Source organism: Gimesia fumaroli, from assembly GCF_007754425.1.
GTDB lineage: Bacteria > Planctomycetota > Planctomycetia > Planctomycetales > Planctomycetaceae > Gimesia > Gimesia fumaroli.
The window spans coordinates 3,490,481-3,517,404 of the sequence record NZ_CP037452.1 but is presented as its reverse complement, the minus strand read 5'-3'; the positions used below and the strand labels follow the sequence as shown (position 1 = coordinate 3,517,404).

23 protein-coding genes are annotated in these 26,924 nt (G+C 49.5%); 12 read left to right on the top strand and 11 right to left on the bottom strand.

What is annotated here, in order from left to right; genetic code table 11:
- Positions 1 to 149 precede the first annotated feature (149 nt).
- From Enr17x_RS13355 to Enr17x_RS13345, 3 genes are all read left to right on the top strand, one after another.
- Complete coding sequence (locus Enr17x_RS13355; RefSeq protein WP_145309470.1) at positions 150 to 584, top strand: DUF2784 domain-containing protein; 435 nt, start codon at positions 150 to 152, stop codon at positions 582 to 584.
- A 131-nt stretch (positions 585 to 715) separates the two neighbouring features.
- On the top strand, positions 716 to 1,444 hold the full coding sequence (locus Enr17x_RS13350; RefSeq protein WP_145309468.1) for an SDR family oxidoreductase: 729 nt from the start codon (positions 716 to 718) through the stop codon (positions 1,442 to 1,444).
- Between the two features lie 37 nt (positions 1,445 to 1,481).
- Positions 1,482 to 2,537: a YheT family hydrolase gene (locus Enr17x_RS13345; RefSeq protein ID WP_145309466.1), complete on the top strand. Its 1,056-nt coding sequence runs from the start codon at positions 1,482 to 1,484 to the stop codon at positions 2,535 to 2,537.
- Positions 2,538 to 2,566: 29 nt separating this feature from the next.
- Here Enr17x_RS13345 and Enr17x_RS13340 read toward each other — a convergent pair whose 3' ends face one another.
- Both Enr17x_RS13340 and Enr17x_RS13335 read right to left on the bottom strand, forming a co-directional pair.
- Positions 2,567 to 4,003: an aldehyde dehydrogenase family protein gene (locus Enr17x_RS13340; RefSeq protein WP_145309464.1), complete on the bottom strand. Its 1,437-nt coding sequence runs from the start codon at positions 4,001 to 4,003 to the stop codon at positions 2,567 to 2,569.
- Positions 4,004 to 4,152: 149 nt separating this feature from the next.
- On the bottom strand, positions 4,153 to 5,256 hold the full coding sequence (locus Enr17x_RS13335) for a phenylacetate--CoA ligase family protein (protein WP_145309463.1): 1,104 nt from the start codon (positions 5,254 to 5,256) through the stop codon (positions 4,153 to 4,155).
- Between the two features lie 433 nt (positions 5,257 to 5,689).
- Here Enr17x_RS13335 and Enr17x_RS13330 point away from each other — a divergent pair, with 433 nt between their 5' ends.
- Complete coding sequence (locus tag Enr17x_RS13330) at positions 5,690 to 6,265, top strand: GNAT family N-acetyltransferase (protein ID WP_232101048.1); 576 nt, start codon at positions 5,690 to 5,692, stop codon at positions 6,263 to 6,265.
- 302 nt (positions 6,266 to 6,567) lie between these two features.
- On the opposite strand, the gene Enr17x_RS13325 is transcribed toward Enr17x_RS13330, so the two are convergent.
- The gene (locus Enr17x_RS13325) at positions 6,568 to 7,980 is read right to left on the bottom strand and encodes a mandelate racemase/muconate lactonizing enzyme family protein (RefSeq protein WP_145309461.1); all 1,413 of its coding nucleotides are present in this window, start codon (positions 7,978 to 7,980) and stop codon (positions 6,568 to 6,570) included.
- A 484-nt stretch (positions 7,981 to 8,464) separates the two neighbouring features.
- On the opposite strand from Enr17x_RS13325, the gene Enr17x_RS13320 reads away from it, so the two are divergent.
- Both Enr17x_RS13320 and Enr17x_RS13315 read left to right on the top strand, forming a co-directional pair.
- A complete protein-coding gene (locus Enr17x_RS13320) occupies positions 8,465 to 9,715 on the top strand; it encodes a M16 family metallopeptidase (RefSeq protein ID WP_145309460.1) in 1,251 nt (416 codons plus the stop codon).
- Positions 9,702 to 10,934 (top strand): M16 family metallopeptidase, encoded by a 1,233-nt coding sequence (locus Enr17x_RS13315; RefSeq protein WP_145309458.1) that lies wholly within the window; start codon positions 9,702 to 9,704, stop codon positions 10,932 to 10,934. Before Enr17x_RS13320 ends, Enr17x_RS13315 begins: the two co-directional genes overlap by 14 nt.
- Before the next feature lie 32 nt (positions 10,935 to 10,966).
- On the opposite strand, the gene Enr17x_RS13310 is transcribed toward Enr17x_RS13315, so the two are convergent.
- The 3 genes from Enr17x_RS13310 to Enr17x_RS13300 form a co-directional block, all read right to left on the bottom strand.
- On the bottom strand, positions 10,967 to 13,471 hold the full coding sequence (locus tag Enr17x_RS13310) for a DEAD/DEAH box helicase (RefSeq protein ID WP_145309456.1): 2,505 nt from the start codon (positions 13,469 to 13,471) through the stop codon (positions 10,967 to 10,969).
- A gap of 325 nt (positions 13,472 to 13,796) precedes the next feature.
- On the bottom strand, positions 13,797 to 14,381 hold the full coding sequence (locus tag Enr17x_RS13305) for a hypothetical protein (protein WP_145309454.1): 585 nt from the start codon (positions 14,379 to 14,381) through the stop codon (positions 13,797 to 13,799).
- Entirely contained in the window at positions 14,381 to 14,776 is a 396-nt protein-coding gene (locus tag Enr17x_RS13300) for a DUF2750 domain-containing protein (RefSeq protein ID WP_145309453.1), read from the bottom strand. Before Enr17x_RS13300 ends, Enr17x_RS13305 begins: the two co-directional genes overlap by 1 nt.
- A gap of 200 nt (positions 14,777 to 14,976) precedes the next feature.
- On the opposite strand from Enr17x_RS13300, the gene Enr17x_RS13295 reads away from it, so the two are divergent.
- The 6 genes from Enr17x_RS13295 to Enr17x_RS13270 all read left to right on the top strand — a co-directional run bounded on the left by Enr17x_RS13295 (position 14,977) and on the right by Enr17x_RS13270 (position 21,315).
- Positions 14,977 to 15,561, top strand: a complete 585-nt coding sequence (locus Enr17x_RS13295; RefSeq protein ID WP_198001137.1) for a TlpA family protein disulfide reductase — start codon at positions 14,977 to 14,979, stop codon at positions 15,559 to 15,561.
- A 665-nt stretch (positions 15,562 to 16,226) separates the two neighbouring features.
- A complete protein-coding gene (locus tag Enr17x_RS13290) occupies positions 16,227 to 16,577 on the top strand; it encodes a hypothetical protein (RefSeq protein WP_145309449.1) in 351 nt (116 codons plus the stop codon).
- Between the two features lie 90 nt (positions 16,578 to 16,667).
- On the top strand, positions 16,668 to 17,537 hold the full coding sequence (locus Enr17x_RS13285; protein ID WP_145309447.1) for an SMP-30/gluconolactonase/LRE family protein: 870 nt from the start codon (positions 16,668 to 16,670) through the stop codon (positions 17,535 to 17,537).
- A 171-nt stretch (positions 17,538 to 17,708) separates the two neighbouring features.
- Positions 17,709 to 18,800, top strand: coding sequence for a hypothetical protein (locus Enr17x_RS13280; protein ID WP_145309445.1), 1,092 nt, complete (start codon positions 17,709 to 17,711; stop codon positions 18,798 to 18,800).
- Positions 18,801 to 18,842: 42 nt separating this feature from the next.
- Positions 18,843 to 19,889 (top strand): hypothetical protein, encoded by a 1,047-nt coding sequence (locus Enr17x_RS13275; RefSeq protein WP_145309443.1) that lies wholly within the window; start codon positions 18,843 to 18,845, stop codon positions 19,887 to 19,889.
- Positions 19,890 to 20,028: 139 nt separating this feature from the next.
- On the top strand, positions 20,029 to 21,315 hold the full coding sequence (locus Enr17x_RS13270) for an ankyrin repeat domain-containing protein (protein ID WP_198001136.1): 1,287 nt from the start codon (positions 20,029 to 20,031) through the stop codon (positions 21,313 to 21,315).
- 6 nt (positions 21,316 to 21,321) lie between these two features.
- Here the strand turns inward: Enr17x_RS13270 and Enr17x_RS13265 are convergent, their stop codons facing one another.
- From Enr17x_RS13265 to Enr17x_RS13245, 5 genes are all read right to left on the bottom strand, one after another.
- Positions 21,322 to 21,642 (bottom strand): gamma-butyrobetaine hydroxylase-like domain-containing protein, encoded by a 321-nt coding sequence (locus Enr17x_RS13265; RefSeq protein ID WP_198001135.1) that lies wholly within the window; start codon positions 21,640 to 21,642, stop codon positions 21,322 to 21,324.
- Between the two features lie 7 nt (positions 21,643 to 21,649).
- On the bottom strand, positions 21,650 to 21,988 hold the full coding sequence (locus tag Enr17x_RS13260) for a hypothetical protein (RefSeq protein ID WP_145309438.1): 339 nt from the start codon (positions 21,986 to 21,988) through the stop codon (positions 21,650 to 21,652).
- Between the two features lie 224 nt (positions 21,989 to 22,212).
- The gene (locus tag Enr17x_RS13255; RefSeq protein ID WP_145309436.1) at positions 22,213 to 23,031 is read right to left on the bottom strand and encodes a DUF1573 domain-containing protein; all 819 of its coding nucleotides are present in this window, start codon (positions 23,029 to 23,031) and stop codon (positions 22,213 to 22,215) included.
- A 57-nt stretch (positions 23,032 to 23,088) separates the two neighbouring features.
- Positions 23,089 to 24,174 (bottom strand): hypothetical protein, encoded by a 1,086-nt coding sequence (locus tag Enr17x_RS13250; protein WP_145309434.1) that lies wholly within the window; start codon positions 24,172 to 24,174, stop codon positions 23,089 to 23,091.
- A 1,312-nt stretch (positions 24,175 to 25,486) separates the two neighbouring features.
- On the bottom strand, positions 25,487 to 26,923 hold the full coding sequence (locus tag Enr17x_RS13245) for a DUF1501 domain-containing protein (RefSeq protein WP_145309432.1): 1,437 nt from the start codon (positions 26,921 to 26,923) through the stop codon (positions 25,487 to 25,489).
- Position 26,924: the final 1 nt, after the last annotated feature.

The window sequence follows — 26,924 nt, the reverse complement described above, 5'->3', positions numbered from 1 at the left end:
ACCTGGACTCAATTTTTTTCATAATGTTGTTCAATCTGGGGAATATTTCCTCTTTTTGAAGCCTCTAAAACAACAGGGAAACAATCGAATTTCCCGACAACCATCATTCCGCCTCAATTCTTTTCAATCCAGCGCAACCGGACTATAGAATGAATTTCCACGACACACAATTTCTCTACCGCGTGGGTGCGGACACGACGGTGGTCATTCATTTCGCATTCGTAATGTTTGTCTTGCTAGGCCAGATTCTGATAACCCTTGGTGTATTCTCTGGCTGGAACTGGGTGCGAAATTTCAAGTTCCGCGTGATCCACCTGATCTCGATCCTGTTCGTTGTTGCAGAATCTTTAACGGGAGTCATCTGCCCGTTAACGACACTGGAAAAATGGCTGCGTGAGAAAGCAGGGCAGGCCAGCTATCAAGGCGATTTCATCGCCACCTGGGTCCACGACGCGCTGTTCATGGAGGCCGAACCCTGGGTCTTCACCCTCTGCTACTCCTTATTCGGCCTGCTCGTACTAATCACCTTTTTTTTCGCCCCCCCACGTCGAAAACCTGTACAAACACCGGAAAAAGAAGTCTGATTTTCAGCACCATTTCCGTGAGAACATCATTTCCTTTCTTTTCTCTATTTCGTAAAATCCGGGTAAGCCCTATACTCGCAAGCAAACAATGCGTAACCCACATTACTGACACCAGATAGAGAAACACAATCATGCCGGGATTAGAGAATAAAAACGTGGTCCTCACCGGGGGAGGCACAGGCATCGGAGCAGCCTGTGCCCTGAGTCTCGCACAGGCAGGCGCCAATGTCATTATTGGTGGCAGACGCCTCGAACCGCTCGAAAAAGTCGCTTCACAGGCAGAAGGCAAAATTGCTTTTCACGCACTGGACGTTGCTGACCGCGAAAGTGTCACAACCTTCTTCAACTGGGCACATGCAACAGCAGGGCACATTGATATTCTCGTCCACTGTGCAGGGATCAACTGCCGCGACCGTTCCATGGAACAGGTCTCCCCGGAAGACTGGGATCGCCTGATGAATGTCAACGCCACAGGGGCTTTCAACTGCATGCAAGCGGTTCTGCCTCAAATGCGAGAGCGAAAAGACGGCCTGATTATTAATATCTGCTCGATTTCCGGAATTCGCGCAGCCCTGTTAGGCGGAGTTGCCTATAATGCCTCCAAATTTGCGATGACTGCACTCGGAACAACCGTCGCTCAGGAAGAAAAAGATCGTGGTATTCGTATCTCCACGATCTACCCGGGTGAAGTCGAAACACCGATACTTGATGATCGTCCCGTTCCCGTCAGCAAAGAACACCGTGCCAAAATTCTGCAACCAGAAGATGTTGCCGCTGCCGTTATGATGATTTGTCAGCTACCACCTCGTGCTCATGTTTCTGATTTAACCATTAAGCCGACCACAGCCGCTTTTGTTTAATCAGTTGATATAGAGACGTTCTGCAGGACAGAACTTAATGAAGAGTGATCTTGTTTTTCCGCCGTTCATTCCGCACCGATTTTATCGGAATGCGCACCTCCAGACGATTGTGGGACAGTTTCACTCTCGTATTAAAGCTCCCTATCAGGCAGAGCAGCACAGCTGCCGTCTTCCTGATAATGATCTGTTAATTGTTCACGATGACTGCCCAGGCAATTGGAAACCGGGTGACCGCGTTGTCATTCTGCTGCACGGTCTCTCAGGCTGTCATCGCAGTTCCTACATGGTTCGACTGACACACAAGCTGAACCAGCGCGGTGTTCGCGTATTTCGCATGGACCTGCGTGGCTGCGGAGCAGGGACCGGGCTGGCAAAATCTCCTTATCACGCAGGCAGCTTTCTCGACTTACAAGTCGCCTTGGATCGCGTTGAGTTTTTGTGCCCCGGTTCCCCCATTGGGATCGCCGGCTTCTCACTGGGTGGTACGATTTCACTGAACTACCTTGGTCGACCCAATATTGTCTCCGACATGGTTGACCGGGCGTTCGTACTCAATCCACCGATCAGATTATCCGAAAGCGTCCAGGTATTCGGCAAGCCCCTTTTCGGACATTACCAGCGGCACTTCATCAGCAATCTGACAAAACATATTCGCACCTCACACCACTTGAATGAACACACGCACAAAGTCTCAGGCGAGAATTATCCCCGCAACATGCGCGACTTTGACGATCAGTTTACCGCACCGCTTGTCGGATATGAATCGGCAGAAGACTATTACAGCCAGTGCAGCCCTGCGGAAGTCGTTACGCACATCAATATTCCCACATTGATTATCACCGCGATGGATGATCCACTAGTTCCCGCGAATACCTATTCTGAAATTCGAGATCACCTGTCCGATCACAGCAAGGTGACCTTGCATCTTACGAAGCACGGCGGTCACCTCGGCTTCATCGGTGCTCCTTCATCCGACCCTGATCCACGCTGGTCGGACTGGCGCATCGTCGACTGGATGCTTTCAGATACTCCGGAAGAACTGGCAAGTCATATCCGAGAAGACTCTCGCGAACCCCTCGCACAATCTGCCTGATTGCATGAGGGAAACCGGCATTCATCGGCTTAATGAGCGGCCGGCGATTCATTCTGAAACGCACGCGCACGGAACAGAAATTCAACAATATTTCCTTCGTGCGGCTGCAGCCAATTCAACGCGTTGGTCTTAATAGGCCCGATATTCAGCCGGTCGATCTGCGTTGCATCCAGCAACTGTTGTGACCAGGCTTCGTCTTTCGTGATCGCCGTACAAACCAGCGTCGGACCAATCTTTTTCAGCATGTCTTTCTGCTCGCACTGCACCACCGATGCCATTGGGAACATGTATTCGGTGTTCGCCAGCGTCGCATCTGTGTTCGCACAATGCACAATCGTCGGCCGCAAGTAATCACAGCGTTCAAGCTCAATCAGTCGCTCGCCGTCCCGGTATTTTGCGGTCACTTCCGTCACGCCGGACTCTTTCAGTCCCTCTTCAATCTGACCGTTCATCGCCTTGGCGGCTCCTGTCATCGTGAAGGCTGCCAATGGTGCTTCCGGGTCGGTCATCGAAGTCGGTCCTACGGGACCAATTCGTTTGGCAATCGCATCCGCAATCGCTTCCGTATGACGAGATGCCCAGACACCCGAAGCATTAATACAGCTGCGGCCCCCATTCTGATAGATACTATCCACCAGCAGATCCAAGTGGTCTTCCCATTGATCAACAACATCATCGCCGATCAGAATCTTACTGAAACCGGGCCCGTGTGCCTGCACGTTCGGATTGCCTTTGTATTTGTCAATCGTCTGCTGGCCGCCGAACAACATCACTCGACCACACAGTTCCGTAACCGTCGAACCGACATCGTGGGGCCCCGGATAAACGGAGATACATTCTCGGGGAATTCCCGCCTGGCAGAACGCTTCGGTCATCCGGTAAGGTGTCCACGGTTCCGAAGAACCCGGCTTTAAGACCAGACCAATCTGCATCGGCAGGATCGGCATCCACAGAGTATGCACGCCGGGGGAATTCGAAGGCAGCACCAGACCGAGCACGGGAGAATGGGCCTGATAGCTCATCATCACGCCACGTTCTTCTTTGCCATAACCTTTAGTGAGAATATCCAGAGGCAGCCCGCGGGTTAACGCGTCGAGAATCGACTCCATGTTCTCCAGCACGAACGCCACTTTTTTCATATTGCCCGCACACATCCATTCCGGCATCCCGGTACTGGCGGACTGAATCCGACAAAACTCTTCGGGAGTCTGCGTCCCGTTGCCCAGCGGCAGTTCCGCCGTCATATACAGGTCGGCGGCTTTCTTGCAGATTTCCAGCAGTTTCGAAATCGGAATCTCTCGCAGCAGATCGCGAGCCCGTTGTGCTTTGCGCATATCCATTTTGACCAGGCCGGCATTCGCCTGATGGACTTTGGCCAAAGGCTCGCCCGTTTCAAAATGAACGACTTCCTGTTGATCAAAACTTTCGTAAGGTTTTCCCCAGCGAAGTACAGGTATTTCCAACACGGCAGCGTTCCTTTATCAAGCGAATGCGAATCAAACTCGTCTGGTCGCATCAAGGCAAAATGGATCAAAATTTCATTACATCAGGCAGACAAGCGAGAGCTTACCGGCTCAATTGCTCCGGCAAGCAACTCGCCTGCTTCATGGGTCAATTAATAAACACCCACGGTGGTCGAAGCGGCAATCTCATGGAACGGACGCACGCCACTCACACCATCCCACGGATATTTAATGTGCGGCACTTCGCGTTCGCCTTCGTCGCGTTCGAGGAAGCCGGGGATAAACAACTCTTTGGTCATCGTAAACAGTTTGACGCGGCCTGTCTCACCATAGCCGACCACTTTCGTGTGGTCATCAAAATCAACGACGCGAATCACAGCACGCGGCTGCGGAGCATAATAGGTAATTTTATAATTATCAGCAGGATCAAAGGGGCGACCGCAGGCCAACCCCATCAGGGTGTTCCCATAAGTGGGGGTAATGTAAACATTCTCGCCCAGCAGCTCTTCGCGGGCGAAGCGATACCATTGCTGCGTGAATTCGGTCCCGCCACAGAAAATGCCTTTAATGCCGGCTTCTTCGATACTCGAACCTTCATCCATCAACCGCATGGCGAGCGCCTCGAGCAGTTTTGGCGTCGTAAACATGCACTTGATCTCATGACCGGCTCCTAAAATCGCCATCGCCTGATCAATCACATGCGCACTGTATTCTTTAACTTCGTCGATCTTCCCTTTTTTGATCAACTTGACCACCCAGCGAGGATCCAGGTCGACACAGAATGAAATCCCACCCCGGTATTGTGCCAAGTGCTCCACGGCCAGTCGCAAACGACGCGGACCTGAGGGCCCCAGCATCAGCCAGTTGGCCCCTTTGGGGAATGATTCATCGGGCAGGGTATCGCTGAAATTTTCGTAGTCGATGCGGAAATCGTCGATTACCACTCGCGACTTGGGAATCCCTGTCGTACCGCCCGTTTCAAACACATACGTCGGCTTGCCCCGCAATGCTTTGGGAATCCAGCGATCAACGGGGCCGCCACGCAGTTCGTCATCTTCAAACAACGGGAACTTGTTTAAGTCTTCGAAACAGTTCACATCGGTCAACGGATCGAAGTCGAACGACTTAGCTTTTTCCAGCCAGTAAGGAGACCCTGTTTCAGGATTGAAGTGCCACTGAACGTGCTCGCGGGTATGAGCATCGAGTGCTTCCTGGTTCTGTTTTACCAATTCGTCAAGATTGCTGTTGTCGGTCACGTGAGACTCACTCCAAACAGGGAAGGAATAGTGGCGGGGAAAATTTCATGTTCACCGGGAAACATGTACTCAAACTCTGATTTCATTCTAGAGCTTTTGATTGTTTTTTCAACTAAGCGAATCCACAGCAATTTCAGAAGATCACATTCCTCGGTATATCCGCCAAATCCCCCCCAGCTTGAGCAAAAACAATCAGATTGAAAACCAATTCCGGACTTTTCCCCTCGAACCGGCTTTAACCTGTATTTTAAGCAAATTGAGTGCACTACTTGAATTGGGCACATCACACACGACAGGCCCGCAAATGAAGAAAACAGGCCGATTCCCCAGCAATCCACCTCTCCCAATTGACACTAGTATAGAGTATGGTAAAATTAAGCATTCTGCTTTTTGCCCCGTTTCTGTTCGGCTCCTCGTTTTCTGCGAGACTCTCATGGATTTCACCGACACTTATTTTCGTAGATTTCGAATGGAAATCGAGCTGGCAACGGCGCGTCTCGAAGACGCACCGCTTCCCAGCGGCTATCGCTGGTGTCCCTGGGAACTGACTACGGTCGATCGACACGCGATTGCAAAATATCACAGCTTCCGGTCCGAAATGGATGCCCGCGTCTTTCCCTGTCTGGGTGAAATAGATGGCTGTCGCAAACTGATGCACGACATCTCCAGTCAACGCAACTTCCTCCCCACAGGAACCTGGCTCATCACCTGGGACGGCACCGGCAATGAAGACGCCGTCGATTGTGGCACCATTCAGGCCATCGTTCCCAGTCGCATCATGGGCGCCATTCAGAACGTCGGTATCACACCCAAACACCGCGGCTTAGGGCTGGGCAGGGCACTGGTCACCAAATGCCTCATCGGTTTCCGCGAAGCCGGCGTCAAACGCGCCTACCTCGAAGTCACCGCCGACAATGAACCGGCCATCAACCTCTATCGGTCACTGGGCTTCCGCCTCACCCGCACACTCTACAAACCCAGCCATTACGTGGAAGCATCGTCCTATTAAGGATGGAGCCACGACGAACACCTTCCAGCGAATCTAGTGTTTGGCGATTTCCGATCCAGAATAATCGACTAGCCGCAGGGCGTTAGCCCCGGTTCTACATCTTTGTTATGAATCGTTCGAATTAACAATGCCCCACGTCCCACTCACCCCTGAATCAACAGTGGCGGGTGGCACTGTTGGCTCGTCCAACAGTGTTGAGAGTTGATTACGAAACTATTTCAACCAGACAAAAGAAACAGGAACGCCCCCTATACCTTTCACTGGTGGCAAGCCACCAGTGCCACCCCATCGCTACCCAGGATTTACCCTTTGATCAATAACGGTTGTTGGCTCGCTTTGCTGTAGAGTTCTTTCCATTCTTTAGAACCATCATTGGGAACCAGGCGTGTATCGACGCCTCGTTCGAAGAAGGGCACGTTGCCATCGCGGGCCGGGTTCAGAACGAAATTCACTTCGCCCGTATTGCCGAAATACATCTTCCGTCCGTCTTTCCAGGTCGTTTCGATCAACCGCGGCGGTTCCGGGCGGGATGCCGGTTTTTTGACGCGGAGCTTTTCAATCAGATCACGATCCAGCTCATAACCCAACCCCGGCTTCTCGGGAATTTTGGCGAATCCGTCTTTGACGACAATCGGCTCGGTCAACAGATTGTGTTTGTAAAGCTGGTGGCAATTCACAGCCGGCCATGTCGCATGGCTCAGGACGGCACCGAAATGCAGCGAGAAGGCAGCGGTAATTCCCGTTCCGACTAATTGCAACCAGAACGGTTTGTCCGCCATCGCAGCCACCGCGCCCGCAGCCATCAACTCACTGGCGCCGTGACCAATCACAAAACCATCGCAGATGTTTTCGCGAATCGCAATCAGGGGCTCTGGTGTCCCATAATGCATGGCGATGTTGACGTCCGTGGCCGCCATCAACTTTTTGTTTCCGGCGATGTCATCCTGAAAAATCGGAGACTCAAAAATATCGACCTGCGGGTATTGAGCCAGATCTTTCAGAATCGGCAGGGCTCGCTCTGCATCGAGCAGCGTATCGTTAAAGTCCATGTCGATTTTGAAGTTCTTGGGAACCACCTTGCTCGCCTCTTCAACTTGCGCCCAGACATCGAACCACGGACGGCCTTTGGTTTTGTAGGACATGTAGCCTTGCTTGTACGCCTCGGCACATTCCAACGCCATGTCCTTGACTGAAGTATCGATGTTCCACCACGAGAGAGGTGTCTTCTCATAAATCTGCCTGCCTAAGAGTGCATGCACGGGAACCTCGGCTGCCTTCGCGACCGCATCAAACAGCGCCATTTGCAGCCCCGCGCCGAGACTGTCATCCCACATCAATTCAGCGGCATTCTTGCCTTGCGCCCGTTGGACGGCCTCGTCGGAAGTCGCATTCCAGGTATAATACAGCAGCGTCTCTCCAAAGCCGACATGGCCCGATTTCAAATGCACTTCGACAATTTCGGTATACTGCCAGTGCGGTAATTCGCGTGCCATGTTCCGGGCAGGCACTTCCCGAAAGGGAACTTTCACCGTGGTGCGTTCGATGCGTTCGATTTCCAAATGTTTCTTCGATGCCTTTTTTTCTGCCGCCTTGATCGAACGGGACATCAAAGCCAGCATCCCTGTCCCTGCCACGCCGGCGAGACTGGTGCTTAGGAAACGTCTTCTGGAAATGCGACTGGCTGTTGCTGTTCTCGATTGATTCTCTACGCGCACCGGATCATTCCTTCATTTCAAAGTTTCGTCTTCGCTGAATAAAATGGCACCGGGAGCGTTCTCGGAACCATTGCTCCCATCTTAACATCAACGCCCCCTGATGCGTCTAGTGACAACAGCGTTTTTTTAAACACCCCAATCCCAATTATGAGCTCGACAGAGCAATGTGCCCCTTGTTCCCTGGACACCGAGCGCCCTATAAGCTACTAGCCGCAGGGCGTTAGCTCCGGTTATACGTACATTGGTCAGAACCATTCGATTAAAGAAACAGTACCTGTCCGGGACCATTCTTCTTACCCGATCAAACTTTCAATTCAGAACTTCAATCGCTAAGATCGCCTGCATAGTATTAGAAAAGAGACTCTTTCGCAGGCGGCCTCTCGGCTGGTAGCACACGTCCGTTGAGAGAAATCATTCGGGCATTCCGCCAGCATGACGCAGTCCTTTAAGAAATCAAACAACAAGCAGGAAGGTTGCACCCCGCATGGGTAAACAACTGATTCAAACGCATCGGTTCCCGAACGGTCTGACGCTGGTCACGGAATCGATGCTCGATGTCCAGTCGGCCGCGTTTTCCATTCTGGTCCCCGCCGGCAGTATTTACGACCCCGCCGAACGTCGCGGCACCGCCAGTATCCTCTCCGATCTCATCTCCCGCGGCGCAGGCCCCTATAACAGCGAACAGCTCTCCTGTGCCCTTGATGATCTCGGAGTCCAGCGACACGAAGGGGTCTCCGGCGCCCACATCTCTTTCAGTGGCGCTACACTGGCAGACAACCTCGCGGAAACACTCAAACTTTACGCACTCATTCTCCGTGCCCCGCATTTACCCGAGAATCAGTTCGACGCGTCTCGCGCGGGAGTCGCCCAGGCGTTACTTTCTGTCGAAGACGACGCCCGGCAGAAAGCCCTCGTCGAACTCAAACGCCACGCCTTCCCGGCTCCCTGGGGACTGCCCAGCGACGGCGAACTCGAACACCTCGCACTCATCACCATTGAAGATGTCCAACAGCATTACCAGACCTCGTTCCATCCCGACGATACCATCATCGGCGTCGCCGGCAATATCGACTTCGAACAGGTCAAACAACAGATCGAAGAGATCTTCGGCGACTGGCAGCCGAGTGAGGGCAGGGAAGAGCCGGCTCTCGAATTCGATACCGAAAAACAGTTCTTTACCGAACAGGAAACCACACAAACCCATCTCGGCATCGCTTACGACGCCGTTCCTTATGGGCACCCCGAGTATTACGCCGCCTGGGCCGCCGTCGGCATCTTGAGTGGCGGCATGAGTGCCCGGCTGTTTACCGAAGTCCGCGAAAAGCGGGGCCTGTGTTACACCGTCTCCGCCTCACTGACCGGCATGCCCGGATTGGGTCGCGTCCTGTGTTACGCCGGCACCACTTCCGAACGGGCACAGGAAACACTTGACGTCACCCTTCAGGAATTGAGTCGTCTGGGTGAAGGCATTGAAGAATCCGAACTCGAACGCTGTAAAGCCCGCGCCAAAAGTTCGCTGATCATGTCGCAGGAATCGACGTCCTCGCGTGCCTCTTCGATTGCCCGCGACTGGTTCTATTTGAAACACATTACCACACTCGACCAGATCAACGAGGAAATTCAGCAACTCACCACAGAGCGGGTGCTCGGCTATATCCACGCCCATCCCGCCGCGAATTTCACCGTCTTAACGATCGGCCCCCAACCGCTAGAGGTTCCCAGTGATATTTCATGAAGCTAAATTAGACAACGGACTGCAGATCATCGCCGAGCTCAACCCCAACGCGCACAGCCTGGCGCTCGGCTACTTCGTTCGCACCGGTTCCCGCGATGAAACGCCTGAGGTCTCCGGCGTCAGCCATTTCCTCGAACACATGGCCTTCAAAGGCAACGAAAAATACACGGCCGACGATGTGAACCGCATCTTCGACGAGATCGGCGCCAACTACAACGCCTCCACCAGCGAAGAGATCACCCTGTTTTACGGCTCCTTCCTGCCGGAATACATCGAGACCGCGATGGAACTTCTCTCCACCCTGATCTACCCCACCTTAAGGCAGGAAGATTTCGACATGGAGAAGAAAGTGATCCTCGAAGAGATCGGTATGTACGACGATCTGCACAGCTTCACCGCCTACGAAAAAGTGATGCAGGCCCACTTCCAGGGGCACCCACTGGGGCAGAGCATTCTCGGCTCCGTGCAGTCGATCACCGATCTCACGTCCGAACAGATGCGCGATTATCACGCCAAACATTATCTGGCCGGCAACCTGACGCTGGCCATCGCCGGCAATGCCGACTGGATCAAAGTCCTCGAACTGGCCGACAAATACTGTAAACACTGGCCCGCCGGCCAGAGCGAACGCCCGACCGACGAAGCCCAGCCGAAGACCGGCACGCAGACCATTGTCGAGAAAAAGACCCAGCAGCAGCACATCATGCAACTCGGCCCGGCTCCTGCCGCGCAAGACCTGCTGCGTTTGCCGGCCGAGATCCTGGCGGTCGTGATCGGCGACGATTCCAACAGCCGGATGTACTGGAAGCTGGTCGATCCGGGCCTGGCCGAATCCGCCGAGCTCGGTTTCAACGAATACGACGGCAGCGGCACCTGGCTGACCTACCTCTGTTCCGACCCCGAGCTGACCGAAAGCAACCTGCAACTGATCCAGGAGATCTTCAACGAAGTCAACCAAAACGGCATCACCCAGGAAGAACTGGACCGCGCCAAAAACAAACTCGCCTCCCGATTAGTGCTACGCAGCGAACGCCCGATGGGCCGCCTCTCATCCTTAGGCGGCAACTGGGTCTACCGCCAGAAGTATTATTCCGTCCAAGACGATCTGGAACTCTTAAACAACATCAGCCTCGACGACATCCAGACGTTGTTGAAAAAATACCCGCTGGGGCATAGCACGACAGCCGCCGTCGGGCCGATGACGAGTGTTGTTGATTAGGGGCGTTCAGTAAAACATAAATCTCAGTTTGCTTAACTCCAAATCCCACATTTTTTCAATATTTTATGATAAATTGATGAGAGCTTTTGGAGTGGGCCAAAGTCTTGATTCAATGAAAGCCAACTCACAGGATCTTCTATTGAATCAGGAATTAGTGGAGCAATTTGGATGGCAGCTCCACGTGGAATGCATGCAGAAATTAGAGCTAAAGATTTCGGTTCATTGCTCCCAAGCTCTAACATAACTGGTAGGTTAAGTGTCATAGCAAAATCATCCAGAGATTCTTCCGGGAGGATCTCCTCAAGAATATCTGCTAATACAGAAAAGTACTTCGCAGTAATGAAAGAAATATCTCGCGTTATAAAATTCATTGATTTCGTAATAGCCTTATCTACTTGTTCATTTTCCACTTCTTTGTTTTCCACATTATTTTCTTCTCGAAGAGATCTAGGTAAGGCTCTATTTACAATTTTTTTGAAGGGTTCACCTAGTAGCCACAATTTCGCGAATGTTAATAAATCGTTTCGATAATACTCATGCTTTCCTCTTGGATTTATTTCAGAAATGATATGAAATATTTTATCTAGTTCTTTGAATACCTTTTCAAGATCCGTTGAAAACCCTCTTTCACGTCTAATTTTCCACTTCTCCGAATCTCTTAACACATCCTCATATAATAAGTTCTGAAGAAAAGGATCGATGACTGGGTTTTTAAGTACTAAATCACTTGGTATTGATAACGCCTTCACTGATTCTCTAACTGAGTCGATCAATTGATTTTGCTGATCCTCTGTAATGTCTTTTGATTCGAGATACTTCATCGCCGAATCAGGATTTTTTAAATACCTCGAACGTAAGACTGTAACAGAACTATTTAGTTTGTGCTTATCGTCCTCAGGTAAATTTAAGCTACCATTCTTAAGCATCTGATTAATGACAGCATAATGCTCTACCATTTTTTTATTAGTAGTAGGAATTACTTCTTTTTTGGTTTCATGCCTATAACTGTCAACCCAATCAGTCTCCCCTTCTTTAGTTAGTTGAATACAATAGATCATTCCACATAAATGTTGATCTAATCTTCCTGCTCTACCAATTAGGTTCTTGAATTCAAAATCGGACAATTTCTCATCTGCTTTTTCAGTTGAAAGAATAAATATTTTATCAACCGGCAAATTCACTCCCTCTAGTAGAGTTGTTGTACAAAATAAAACTTCTATCTCTCGTTGAGAAATAAGTTCTTCGATTTCTTCGCGTACAAAATCTGGCAATTTCCCATGATGATAAGCCACACGAGTTTCCAAGCATCCCACTAACGAACAACGAGGATGAATAGAATCTTTTATATACGAAATTAAATCTTTAATTTCATCTGACAACCCAACTGGTTTTTCACGATCTACTATAAACTTTTTTGCCCAATTTTGTGCTGTCCCTGGCCCGGGCGCATACACAATAGAGGGGCTTTCAGTAGAAAAGATTTCTAATGCATCACAAATTGCATTGGTATTACTTTGGCGCCATCTTGAATAGAACGATCTTTTTGTGCTTATTCTAAAAGAATAATCTCCCAATTTTGATGAGGGGGCAACAATTACTACTTCCAATTCTTTTTGCTTTTTCAGAGGCTTTAATTTTGTCAATATTTGAGAAACAGGAGTGTCTTCAGTTTCGATATTTGAAGACTCCTCAAAAAATAGTTTCTGACCTAATTCCCTTCCATTTGAGATGAAAGGGCCTGCAGCAAAAAAACTAGCCCTGTTCTTAACCAAAGATTTTAGTTCTTGAATCACATACTCAAGCAGTGCCCCTCTTTCTCCGTCTTCAAGGGCTTGAATCTCGTCAATAAAAATAAAATCTAATTCTTGCACAACCGGAGAATTAAGGAGTCTAATACACCTTTCTTGAGTTAATGCAAACACAAGTTTACTCTGAGTCTTTTCAAAGTCATCTGGGACAGAGGAATATACCCCTATGTCATGATCTGTTTCTGAACTTAATTTTCGATAAATAGCACATATTTGAGAAATCAATGCTTTTGTCGGAACTATAAATAAAGTAACAAACTTAGCTTCTGTGCAAAGGCAATTTTTAACATATTCGTGAATGATAAATGATTTGCCTGCAGACGTGGGTGCAGAGATCACACAAGGTATTTGCTGAGATAATGAATCAGCAGTAGTTTTTTGAAAGTCTGTTAATACTATCCCCCCCGCTAAGTCAGTAAAGTTTTTTGTGTAAGCTCCAAAATACTCATCCGTCAACAAGCCAAGTGCAGGGCCACGATATTCAAGTTTTGAGCCAACAATTTTTTTTAAGTGCATTGCGGCAGGTAAAGTGCCTGTTCGTGAAAAGATACAATAACACAACGTTTCTACTGACTGACTCTCTGGAAAGTTCATTTTAATTAATGCAGCAAATAAAAGTGCTTTCTGTCGATGTTCGTGTGATTTACTATCAGCTAGTAGCGTAGCAAGCCATCCGGCTTGGGACATTTTCGAAGAGAGTTGCTTCTCATCAATTTTTCTTTTTGACAAAGTTGCTTCTTCAAGTATAAAAAGAACTTCGGCGGGGTGGCACTGGTGGCTTGCCACCAGTGAAGGGCAGGGGGTCGTTTCCCTTTCTTTTGTTTGATTGAAACCATTTCGCGATCAACTGAAGTTTCACTAGACCGATCATTTTCACACTCAAACAGGTCTCTGCTTTCATGCAGTTTTGACAAAGGAATTCAGAAACACAAGAGATATTTCGTGTTTTGCACGTCCCCCTTCAACACTGTTGGGCAAGCCAACAGTGGCACCCCAAACTAACTTCTATGTAAAAGCTGACGCGCTCAAAGCCCCCAGCGATCGATTCGATACCTTAACAGTAATCTTCCTCTACCAGCCAGGGAATGTCGCGGATTCTCATTTGCCACTTTACCAGACTGGCAAATCTGTCATGGTTCTGGAGATGATTGGAGTTGAATTTAAATTCGTAGCCATCCTCCCTTACTATGCAAAAACTTTGACTTCTGATTTTGGGGATCTCGCCATCCAATAGGTTGAGAGGTCCGCGAGGGCGTTCATAGAGTGCCGTTTCTTCAGCGAGCGCAATCTGATCCCAGATAAAGACTTCCACGCGCTGATCGCGAATCATACAAAAACCCTCATCCCCCAGAAATACTCGCAAAGAGGCGATCGACCTGAGCCAGTGAAACAGAAAGAGACTGGCAATGATCATGCCGGCTCCGAAAACACAACCGATGCTTAAGGAATAAAGCGACTCTCCTTTCTCAACAAACAGTGGCATCTGTTCCGCCCGACTCAGCTTGAACGCACACATGAATAAAAGGCAACAACCGACCATTAATAAAAAAGAGACGATGATGTAACCGGCCATCTGATTGTTCCGATTGGGACGAAACATCTGCTGCACTTCACCGATGGGTAAATCTTCCGTTTGCACTATTCAAACTCGTCTAATAGTTCCTGCAGGTCCTGGCGGAGTTGATCACTGTCGAGCACCATTCCCTGATCCTGGGGCAGGGGAAAGAGTGCGATTTTTCTGTTGTCGTTTTTAATTCCGGGCAGCCATTTAGCCATCCAGTCTTCGAGAGAAACCGCCACCGGACTGGCATCGGCCCACTCTTCCTGACAACAGGCCTGCGCATAAGGTTCAGCGGGCCAGACGGGAATACAGAGAACTCCCTGCGGATCACTCATCATCCGAAAGCCGTCTGCACTGCGCACACTCCAGACCTCTTCCCAGTCTGCCACCTTATTCAGGAAATACTGATACCGGTCAAAGGCCGATAACGAAATCACATTTTGAAATTCATGCTCATTGACGGTGTAACTCATGGGAGTCTCTCTTGAAGACCAATAACCGATATGACCATCCTGTTACTGTTTAGAAAACGGAACCGGGCTTTGGGAAAGCAGTTAGAATGGAACTATCTGAGATGCTAAACAAAATACTTGTAGAATGACATTCAAAACTTCAAAATAGGATGTTCTACATACTATCGAATCAACATTGGCCTCTCAAATACAGGTCCCAAATGAAAATCTTTCGTATTCTCATCCTGACTTGTGTCGGTTTAGGTTTTCTGGACCTGGCGGGTGCTGAAGAGCAGGGGGCGGTATCCAGTCGTAAGCCGCGGCCGCAATTCAAAGTGGGCGATGCCGCTCCTGAGTTCTGGGGGTTTCATGCCGGGGGTGAGGCTTATGATTATGGGAAATCGTTTCGGGGCAAAACGATTCTGTTGATCTTCTGGTCGCTCGAAGATCCCGACCATGAGCAACTCAACCAGCGGCTGCGAAAGATCCGCCGGCGGTTTCTGGATCAGCAGGATTTCCTGATGGTCAGTCAATGCGTTGACCAGGACTATGAAAAGTGGATCGCGTATTGCAATCGGCAGAAACGCCTCGATGGGAATGCCTTTTACAGTGACGGGAAGTGGATCCACCAGACGCAGGGGGGATTCAATCTGGACGAGTTGAATTCAGCCAAAGAATTTGGCGTCACCAAAACACCGGCCTTTTTTCTGCTGGGGCCGCAGCGGAAATTCCTGGCGATGAATGTTCCTGAGAAACAGCTGGTGAAACAGATTCAAACGGTTTTGAAATCGCAGACGCGCCCGTAGCTATGGGGTGGCACTGGTGGCTTGCCACCAGTGAAAGGTCGTGGAGATGTTCCATTTCTCTTGTCTGATTGATGAATCATCCCAAGGTTCAATTGATTGGGTATTTGCACGCACAAAAATATCACTGTTTTCACTCCGTTGTGATGAAGAGTGCCCTTACCCCATGTTTTTTCGTAATTTGGACGTCCACCCTCAGCACTGTTGGGCAAGCCAACAGTGGCACCCGACCGATCTAAATAGAAGGCCAACAGTTACTAACCCGACGATCGTGTTTTTAATTGGAATGCGTCTTTGCCAATCGTGAGGAACCGGGGCTAATGGGGAATTCCGGTTGGCGAGTGATTGAAAACCAGATCAGTCGCACGGCGTTGGCCGCGGTTACTACCCTCTCAATTTTTTCGTGCCTTTCGTGTTTTTCGTGGTCGCAAAAAAATCACGTGCCAAGTGTTTCGGTGCGGATTGTTTATCTGAGGCCGTCCGGGGGATATCTGGTAGGATTCTCTTTCGGCGGGCGGACACATGGGTACCGCCCCTACGTTTAGCTGTCAGGTCTTCGGATCCATTGTTTCTATTAATCAGATCGACGTCAGGTTCTTACAGTATTGCTTGTCATTGTTCTGCTGTTAAATGAATTTTCGTGAGGGGCATGAGGGAGTCAAGATAAAATGGAATTTGATGTGTGGCGAAATGGTGGTGAGATGTGTCGGTATGAGGACGAAGTGTGTCTCTTGCGCGGTGGTTGTGTGGCGATGTGTGTCGACCCGCATAACTTTTTGAGGCTGATTTTTTCAAATCTGGCTGAAACCAGCGGGTTTTATAGTGCTCATTTCGCACGCGGTTTGCAACCTTCACCTGAACCAGTACTGTTCTCGCGCGCGACGCATAACAGAGCATATTTTGAAATGGCGTCAGGGAGTCAAGAGCGATTTTCTTCAGCAGGGGAAGATTCATGCACTGGTGTCGAACAAGCAGCGAAAAAGGAATTAACCTGGGGATTCAGGGGTCGGCGTGATTGATCAGGAATTTTCGATTGTGCGTTACTCAAACTGGTGTCGTTTCAGTAGAATACTGGGAACGACTGACAACGATGCAGGAGAAACATCACCATGCAAGACATCCAATTTAGTTTTGAACGTGTCTGGAGTATCGACGTGCCGGGCAAACATCTGCTGGAAGGCCCCGTCCTTTCACCCGACGGCACGCGGGTTTATTTCACCGACTGCTTCCAGGGAACAATCTACGAGTTCGATCCCAGTCAGCCGACGGTTGCACCGACGGAAATTTATTCTTACGCCCCTTACTGTTGTAACGGGCTGCAGTTTCTCCCGAACGGCAAGCTGGCGGCCTGTCTCTGGAAGGGAACGATCTGGCCGAAAGGGATGCTGCATGAACTGGACCTGCAACATAAACCGAAGCCCAAAACAGAACCGCGGATTTCGCATTCCACGACCGGCAAACAGTTCCGGCATCCCAACGATCTGGCTGTGGATGATGAGGGGGGCGTCTATTTCACCGACCTCCGCGGCGGTCATGTCTATTACTATGCCTGTGGGGACACACAGGCGAAATCCTGCCTGGAGCTGGATAAGCCGAATGGCATTGAGCTGCAGATGGTGTCAGGGAAAGCACAATCTCTGTATGTCGCCGACTCAGGAACGTCGACGGTGCTGCATTACGAGATCGTCAGCCCGGGCGTGATTGGCAAGCAGATCGCCAATCAGCATTTCAAGATTAAACATGCCGTCGATGGCCTGGCACTGAGCTCTGATGGTCTGCTGTTTGTCGCTGAAAAGGGAGCCGTCTACGCGCTGGACGCTCAACTGGATCCGATCGGCCGTGCGCCGCTCATGAAGGATGATCCGCCGATTCCCTCCAATATTTGCTTCATTGACGAAAAACGATTTGTCGTAACCAGCTACCGTTCCTTTTTATGTCCCAATAAAGCGGAACTCTTCCTCGGTACGATCGAAGATTAGAAAAACAGGAGACTCCCCTCATTACTTCAAAATCGTCAACTGTCACTAGAATGTTCTGGAAAGCCAGAAGTCACCTTGGTACGCTCGCACTTGAGCAGGCTTCCAAGTTCCCACAGTAGAAATGCTGCGAAGCGTTTCGGGTTCAGGTTCTTCGAAAAAGGGAGGCGTATCATGTTTCGTTACGGTACTTTACTTACCGGTTTCATGCTTGTCGTAGCCACTTGCGTAATGAACGACGTGGCACGGGCGCAATCGATTCAGGTCCGTTTCTCGCCGCTTTCAAAAACGTCGAAGATCAAACCGGCTGACTTCAAATACAACATTCGTACCGACGCCATCTCCCCTGACGCCAGACGCAAACAGCTGGCCACGGAAGAAAAGACATACGGCCCCATCCTCAAGTCAGAGAAATGTGTCCGCAAGCAGGGGCCATCCACCGAACAGGATTGCGTGGGCCTGGTCACCGAATGGTTATACTGGGGCGGCGACCTCTCGGCACGGAACCGCATTGCCGAACTGCGCGGCGGCGGAGCAGATCAGTTTTACCAAAACTTCCTGAAGCAGTTCTGCACAAAGCAGAGTGGCGAATCTGCAAGCCGAAAAGGTGATATCGTCGCCTTCCTGAAAGATTATCCCAACGGCACAAGTAAATGTCTGCATGTAGCGCTGGTCACCGACGGCGGCAAGATCCTCTCGAAGGACGCGGACGGCAGCGTGTTCTTAATTTCAGGCGGCGATGAATCCCTCAAAGTACCATTCAAAGACTTCCGTTTCGAATACTGGCGACCGAAGGAGAAGCTCCGCGCGGAGATGCTGTATGATTTCGCTTTCATCAACAAAGAGACAAAAAAGGCGGAGCCGGAGTCGGTGTTGATCGGCTGGCAGCCACTCGATGCGAAACGTGTCAGGGGACGCTATTATCTACCGGAAAAATATATTAAGAAACTGGGAAATCATTTAGACCTGAAATTTTTAGAATTCATCGCAACAAAAAACGGCGACGCCTTCGTCATGAACAACAAGAATTTCGCTGAACAGGTACAACGCGTCTTCGATGCCCTCAGTAAGGCGGATTCGGAGAATGACAAATCCGATGGTGGCTTAATCGTCAACCAGTTCACATTCTCAATCAGCGGTGCACGGGAAAAGTGGAATGTTACTGGTAAGGTCGACGTAACGATCGTGGTAGTCATCCAAAAGAAGAAACAGGAAATCAATCAAAACAACCCCTTTCGTGGCGTCGCCAAACCACACGAGAAATGAGCTGCTGAAACAACGCAGCACCTTCAGCAATCAGGTCAAAGCATGAATTCGACAAACAACAACAAAGTGTTCCTGCTCATCAGCGGTCTACTTTTCTTTACTGCTGTCTCACCGGCTCCCGCACAGAAACCTGCTGAGAGCAAACAAGCACAACATGAGCAAAAAGAATTACTGCAAACCCTGCTACAGGGAATGCAACAGCAACGGTCACTCCTGAGGTCAGGCGAATTCAAAGCGAACGCTGTCGTGACGGATTCCACTACGCCGCTACGTGTAGAGCTGAAAGCGGAGTGTTTCTTTTCCCAGCAGTTCCAACAATTTCGCTTTGATCAGGATGTCAAACAGGTCACACCGCATCCGAAAAAGAAGGGCGAAACGCGAACACTGCGTTCTCGTTCGATCTACGTCAAAACGCCGGAGTACAGTATTCATACAGAAGGGAATAACACCAGCGTCAGGATCAACGAACCGGATTACAAGCCGTATGGCTATTATTCGCCGTTCGATATCCGTGTAATCGGGCTGATTAACGGCGCCGAGCTTTTGCATGGCGTGTCACGTTCCGGCAGTCGATGGTTTCTGCCGGGAGTGCTGCAAACATATCAAACTTACACACTGAAACACATCACCCGGCAAAGTGAGGGTGTGTTTGAAATAACCTGGCTCTTCGGAAAGTCAAACGAATTCAAGCTCATGCTCTGGATTGACGAGCGACACGGTTACACTCCCACAAACTATCTTGTTTATCGAAAAACAGGCACGCCGAAAAAGTTCGAACAAACGCCTTTTATCAAAAGTGAAATCACCTGGAAAGAAATAGAGAATGTCTGGGTTCCCGTCGCATTAAACACAGAAGGTCAGTTCAACCACCGACGTCTTATAATGAAGTTCGATTGGCTGAAGGTCAATCAACCGGTTTCCGCAACGGTTTTTACCGTTGATGGAATGCAACTTCCCCAAGGTCGTCGAATTGAAAATGACGGCGATCCCGGTATCATTAAAACATCGGTTATCGATCACCGCGCCGGAACGAAAAAACTGATCCGCGGCGGCACGTTTATTCCCGACGATCCCTCAAAGAAACCATAAAAAGTCATTGGCGTTACCAAACGAACTCTCTATGCAAAACTCCTTCCTCTATTCCAGACGAACCGTCGTACGATGCCTGGTGTCCTTCCTGCTCCTACTTCTAATTGGATGTGCCGATTCCCCCAAGGAGCCGAACAAATTGACCGAACCGAAAAAAGAAATGACTCAGGAAATTATCCGCTTTCACCAAGTTGTGGAGAGCGGTTCTTTAGAAGAACTGCAGCAGGAACTGGAGAAAGGCGTCGATCTCAATGCGCCAGGTCAGAACGGTGAATCCGCTTTAATGATCGCGATTGCCGCCAAAGATCCGGAGAAAATGAAATTGCTGCTGGAGCAGGGGGCTGACCCGGAGCTGACGGATGATTACAACGCAACGGCTCTCAGGCATGCGGTTCAAGCTGACTTTGTTGACGGCGTTCGCCATCTCCTGACATTGGGAGTTGACCGAGGTTACCACCCCAAATACCCGTTAAAAGTGATTAATTATGACCTTAGCTGGTTTGACTCCGAGCATGTCAAGATGCCAGATGAATTCAAGGGAGTGATGACAGACGAGGAATGGAAGGAATCCCTTGAAGAGACCAACAAATCGGTGATTGAACTGGGACAGAGTCCGACAATTGAACCCATCATCGGTGATGTCTACAGTGCCGAAGTCTTGAACTTGTTCCTGAAAGCGGGCGACGATTTGAGCCAGGCATCACCTGAAATGCAACGACTTTTACTGCAGCTGGATGATGAGGCAACATTCCAGGCTTCAGCAGAAGACTATCGGAAGAATAAAACGCCTCGGTTCGGCAAGACCAATCCCGAACGAATGGACAACCCGTTCTGGAGCGACATGATTCGTATCGGGTGTAATGCGTATCAGGCACGCGTGCATTTTAAAGATGATTCTGCATTTGATAAGCCTGGAGCCGTATGGTGCTTTGACCGATTCGGTTCGACATTAACGCCTATTCCAGACGGTCGCTATGTGCAGATAGGCGGCGAGCACGAGGATTATTATGATCCGGATTTCTACATTTACAATGACGTCGTGATTCATGACGGCCAAGGGAACTTTGAACTCTATGGCTATCCGAAAAAAGTCTTTCCGCCGACCGACTTTCACACCGCGACTCTGGTAAAAGAGGAAATTTATCTTATCGGGTGCCTGGGTTATCCGGAACAGCGGGTCAATAACCAGACACCCGTCTATCATCTGAAAACTGAGACATGGGAAATTGAAGCGGTTAAGACATCAGGCGATTTACCTGGCTGGGTCTATCGACATCGCGCCAGCTACGTCCCACAGCGGAACGTAATCCAGATCACAGGCGGAGAGCGACAAAGCTGGGACAAACCAGGAGAGCCGGAACTGGTAACTAATGAGGACACGTATGAACTCGATCTGTCCACTTTCATCTGGCGGAAGCTGGATTGAATGTTGCTAATCCACAACCGTACCCAGTTCCCGAAGTAACTCGAACGTAAACAGCCCCGTATTGTGACCGTCGTTGAAGGTAATACGGTAGGCATAATTGCCCGCCAGACTCATCTTTTCAACTTTGATTGGCTGCAATTCAACGGGTGAGAGCACAGGCAGCTTCAGGGGCTCCGCTTCGGACGCTTTACGTTCATTGCGACAGGTCACACAAGGGCAAGACTTGCGTAATTCTGCGAACGTGTAGCGACGGTGTTGGCCATCGCTCCAGCCGATCAGCAGGGATTTTTCGTCAATCAGCTTTAATTCCGTAGGCGTCAGGTCCATGTAGTGTTTATTTCTTTTTTGCATCGAGGGGTACGAGATAATACTCGATGCCGTTAATTTGATTTCGCTTCCAGTCATTCGGAATCTGTGGCTTAGCAGGTTGCCCGGGAACAACGGTTATTTTTTTTCCCGGCAACTGAAGCAACACCTGAGGAGTCTGAGGGAAAGCCACTCCCGGTCGCACCTTTTCGAGCTGTGCCAAACGTTTCTCTAGCTGTTTAACTCGCTTCAGCAACTCCTGCACGTTCACCTCTGGTGTATCCTGCTCAGGAGCACTATGCAGGCTACCAGCCATCAAGCATATCATAACAATCATAAGCGTCAGGGGAACAGACCAGCGTTTCATTCTGAAAATTCCTTCTTTCTGGGTAAAGTATGAACCAGCGTTCGGTTACGCTAAAAATACTACTGGCTGAGAAGACGCTGTGAGAGCAAAGAAAGTTCCCACAAAATTTGCCCCATTAGAGGAGAAGATTTGGTTTCACATTTGGCAGTCACGTCTGAGTTGAAACTCTTTCTGCAGACAAATGACTGACATAGATATCCCACTATCAGAGCTGCGAGCAGACCTTAATCTGCATTTACCGTCGCAACAACAGAAAGCAATGCTTTGGGATCTTCAGGTGTTTTACCTAATTGGGCGCTTGAATAAAACCGCTGCTTACGAGGTTTTGCTGCCAGTTGGATTTGATACTCGACTGGTATCAGAAAGACATCCCGGTCAAGATGGGAGTAGAGCGCTACTTGCTGCGTTGTGGCGTTTTGATCATTTCCAATAGATTGTTTTGGTCTCTCAGGAATTGAAAGCGCTTCTGGACTACTCACAACAATCGCTTTCGATGAAGAAGCAAAATTCAGCTGGTCGATGACGATCTTTCTTGAAGCAGGCTTCCAGACGGATAATTGTAACATACACTTTCCGGTTATCAGTTCTCCCGATTTTCCTTTCACCTTTAAGACAGCAGGAACAAATGCGAGCTGGGCGGCTCTCAGCCCCAAAGCGGAGATCCGGAAGACGATTATATCCTGAGCAGGATCGTTTGTGTGAACATAAATTGTCGATTCCCGACGATTCGGAGCAACGGTCAGATCCGCATCGACAAAACCGGCTTCCCCAGGTTTGATACTGGTTGTCGACGATTCCGCAACAGTACACCCACAACTGGAATCAACGCGTGTGATTTCCAGAGGCTGATCCCCCACACTCATGATTTTAAAACGGTGTTTGACGTGCCCTTCTTTTGGCGCAGAAGCGTAGGTACGTCCTTCAGTTTTTAATCTGGCCCCGCCTTCGGGAGTTTTTTCGGAATTGCACCCCACAAATAACAGGGATAAACCACCAAGAAAAATGACAGTCCGGACATTCGAGTTCACGCTTAAGCTAGACATGGTTGCGTTATCTTCTTTCAAAGCAAGCAAGACTGTACCATCTATATTTACTCGCACTCAAACCGATTTATGACGGCGATATCTGACAAATAAGACCGTAAGAATGATCAATACAATGATAGCAAGGTTAACCAGAACCAGAGTCTTCATATTTGAACTCTCGTCTTCCTGTGCTGGTCCCCGCGGCAGATTCTGGGCTGCTATTTTATCATGCTGCTCCATCGAAATGGTCTTGCCTTTATCGCCAATCAGATCTTCCAAATTCACGACTGCAGCCGCATAGGTTGTTTCGCCAGTATCCGTATTCAAGAGAAGCGTTCCTTTCGGATACGTTAACTGAAAATCCTGTTTCTCTGGATTTTGATCGACTTCCATTTTAATCAATGAGTAATCCATCCTTGTCCCGGGGCTGCGATCCTCCGGGTTGACTCCATACCATGACCCTTTCCGAGGAAACCAGAAAGTCCCACGCTTCCCGGTGAACTGTTCATACTCAATATCTTTATATGTTGAGAGTAATCCATGCTGATCTCTCACTTCAATTTCAATGGGACGATAACCATATTTCGCATCCAGAGTGAGTTTCAGACGGATTCCGACAGCTAAAGGATCATCACCTTCAACAATCACAAGGTTTTCTTTCTCTGAGAGCACCTTGGCATGCGATGCTTCCATTTGCAGAAACTCGGCAACACTGACAGGCTGACCGAGCTCTAGCCCCGTCACAAAGAAACCAAAAATCTTGGGTGAATACGTAATATTTAAAAACGAACTAATTTGGTGCCCGACTCCGGCGCTCCCCTGTTGTTGGGAATCGTACGTCATATAGTATTCGCCGTTGAAAGCAGCTTCTTCTGTCCAGGCACTTTCAGACCGAGAGCGTAAAATCCGTTCCCAGCCGGACTGTGTAACTGCCCAGCGCAGCATGAGTGTCTCGTGCAGTTTCCATTCCCCCTTATCATCAGGGATCCAGTCTTCACAACTGTATTCGACAGTCAGATCATCCCATGCCTGATTCTGGCGTTCTAATTCTGCAGCCGCCTCTGCGAGAATGTCATTTTTTTCATCAGCAGTTGCGATCACCGAAAACAGACTGAGTAGATAAAAGCAGACTACATAAGAGACGAAAGAGCTGGTTCTCATATTTCAGATATCCATAACGAAAAACAAGGCTTACCCTCCTACAGGAGGACATGCTTTATCGCTGGTACATTGACTGATGACTGAGCAGGAATGCGTGCCAGCAGCACCTGAGCTTTTACACCAATAATATGTTCCTACAACCGGCAGATAAGCTTTTTTGCAAATTCCCTTCTTCGGGTTGCCACATGTAGTGGCAGTCGCAGGAGAAACACATTGTCTTGTTTGTACTGATGGGATACAAAGCCTGACCACAGTTGTCCCATCACACCAATTACAGGCGGCACCATTCTGACTTTGAGTGCACATACTCATGGCGCCAGGTGGTGCAAAGGTCCCTCCTTGTCCGCCACAAGCATATCCCGCAGCACAGGTTTGTTTAGGGCAAGCGACGGCAGCTTCTGCCTGTTGATGATTTGCACCTCCCATAAACGCGAAAGAGATGAAAACTGAAAGGCCAGTCAGTGAGAATAATATTCGATATATCATTTTCTTCCCCCACGAAAATTGTATAGAGTGATCCTGAGACGTTGTCTGGTTTACGACAGTAGGAATGACTGAAATTAACCACCGCCTCCACATGCTTTGTCACCAGTACATTCACCAGAAACAGTACAGCTATGTGACCCACCGGCAGCAGTTTTCTTGCAATAATAATAGCCATACACCGAGTGCCGAACACAGGTCCCGGTAAACTTGTTTCCACAAACGGTAGCTGCGCCCGTTTTGGCAGTGCACTTTCTGTCTTGAACACACTTGGCACAAAGTCGGACGTTGGTTGTACCATCACAACCATTACAAGATTTCCCACTCTGCTCAGGCGAACAAAAACTCAACAATGTTCCACATGCCTTTGCAGGAGCACAACATTCTTTGGGGCAAGCCGCTGCTTCCAAATTTGTTTGAGCGCAATAAATACATGCCGAAACAAGAATACCTATGGCAAGTGAGGTACTAAAACGCAAAGGCCATTTGTTCTTTGATACGAAGTTCATGATTACTCACTCCCTCACTGTTTGGGGGTATCGTGACACATCAAAATAAACAGGTTGGTTAAAAGAGGATTTGCTACCAATGATCTATCAAATTAAAGCTTGTATCCGAGAAGAGACGATTTAAACTCCCGCTCGAAGACATATACAGATACAACCTACAGCTATGAAAATATCACAATAACTTCTACTGTCAACACAATTACACATAGATACGTTAGTATAAGGGATTTACCGCAAGGAGGCTCAAAATGCCCCGGGTGCTGATAGAAGATCTTGGTTGAGGCGTTCAACCAGAAGTCAGCTCAAGAATGAAGAAAAGCCTAACTCAGCAACGGCCGCACTACATTCCCGTGCACATCGGTCAGACGGTAGTAGCGGCCCTGGAATTTGAATGTCAGCCTTTTGTGATCGATACCAAGACAGTGCAGAATCGTCGCATTCAAGTCATGCACGGGCAGGGGGTTTTCGGTGATATTGTAGCTGAAATCGTCGGTTGCGCCGTAAGTCAAACCCGGCTTCATCCCCCCGCCTGCCGCCCAGACAGTGAAGCATCGCGGATGATGATCGCGACCGTAGTTCGTGGCGGTGAGGGTTCCCTGACAATAGACGGTCCGGCCGAATTCTCCCGCCCAGACCACCAGCGTATCATCCAGCATGCCCCGCTGTTTCAAGTCGAGGATCAATGCCGCGGTCGCTTGGTCGGTTTCCCTCGCCAGCTGTTTGATCTTACTCGGTAGATTCAGATGATGGTCCCAGCCGCGATGATACAACTGGATAAATCGTACACCCCGTTCAGCCAGACGCCGCGCCAGCAGACAATTGGCGGCGTAGGTCCCCGGCTGTTTGGCCTGCTCTCCATACAGTTCAAACGTTGCTGCTGATTCCTGAGCAAGATCCGTCAATTCGGGTACCGAAGTTTGCATCCGAAACGCCAGTTCATACTGTGCAATCCGAGTGGCGATTTCAGGGTCTCCCTTTGCTTCAAGTGCCAGGCGATTGAGCGCACCGAGATCATCCAGCATTTCCCGCCGCGCCTGTTCATTAACCCCCGGCGGATTCGAGAGAAACAGGACCGGATCACTCGAACGACGGAACTTCACTCCCTGATGTTTCGTCGGCAGAAAACCGCTCCCCCACAAACGATCATAGAGCGGCTGCCCGCCCGCTCCTGAAGTCAATGCAACGAATGTCGGGAGATCCTTGTTTTCACTTCCCAATCCATAGGATATCCACGATCCCATACTGGGGCGGCCTGCCTGGATGCTGCCGGTCTGGAGAAAGGTAATTGCAGGATCATGGTTGATGGCTTCGGTATGCAGCGACTTGACGACGCACATCTCATCCGCAATTTTCGCAGTATGCGGCAAGAGTTCACTGATCCAGGTACCACTCTTGCCGTGCTGCGCGAACTTGAACATCGAGGCGGCAATCGGAAAACTTTTCTGCCCCGATGTCATTCCGGTCAATCGCTGTCCGCGGCGAATCGAATCGGGAAGTTCGGTTTTGTGAAATTTTTTGAGAGCTGGTTTATAATCAAACAAATCCAGCTGCGAAGGAGCCCCCGACTGGCTCAGATATATCACCCGTTTGGCCCGGGCAGGGAAGTGCAGACCACTGGTATTGGCAGCTTTCGGCTTCGCCGCTCCTGATTCCTGCAGCAGTGTCGCCAATGCTGCCAGCCCTACGCCGGCTGTATTCTGCCGTAAAAAAGAACGGCGGTTGACCTGCATCTCTAATTCGTCTCTGATATTTGGCATC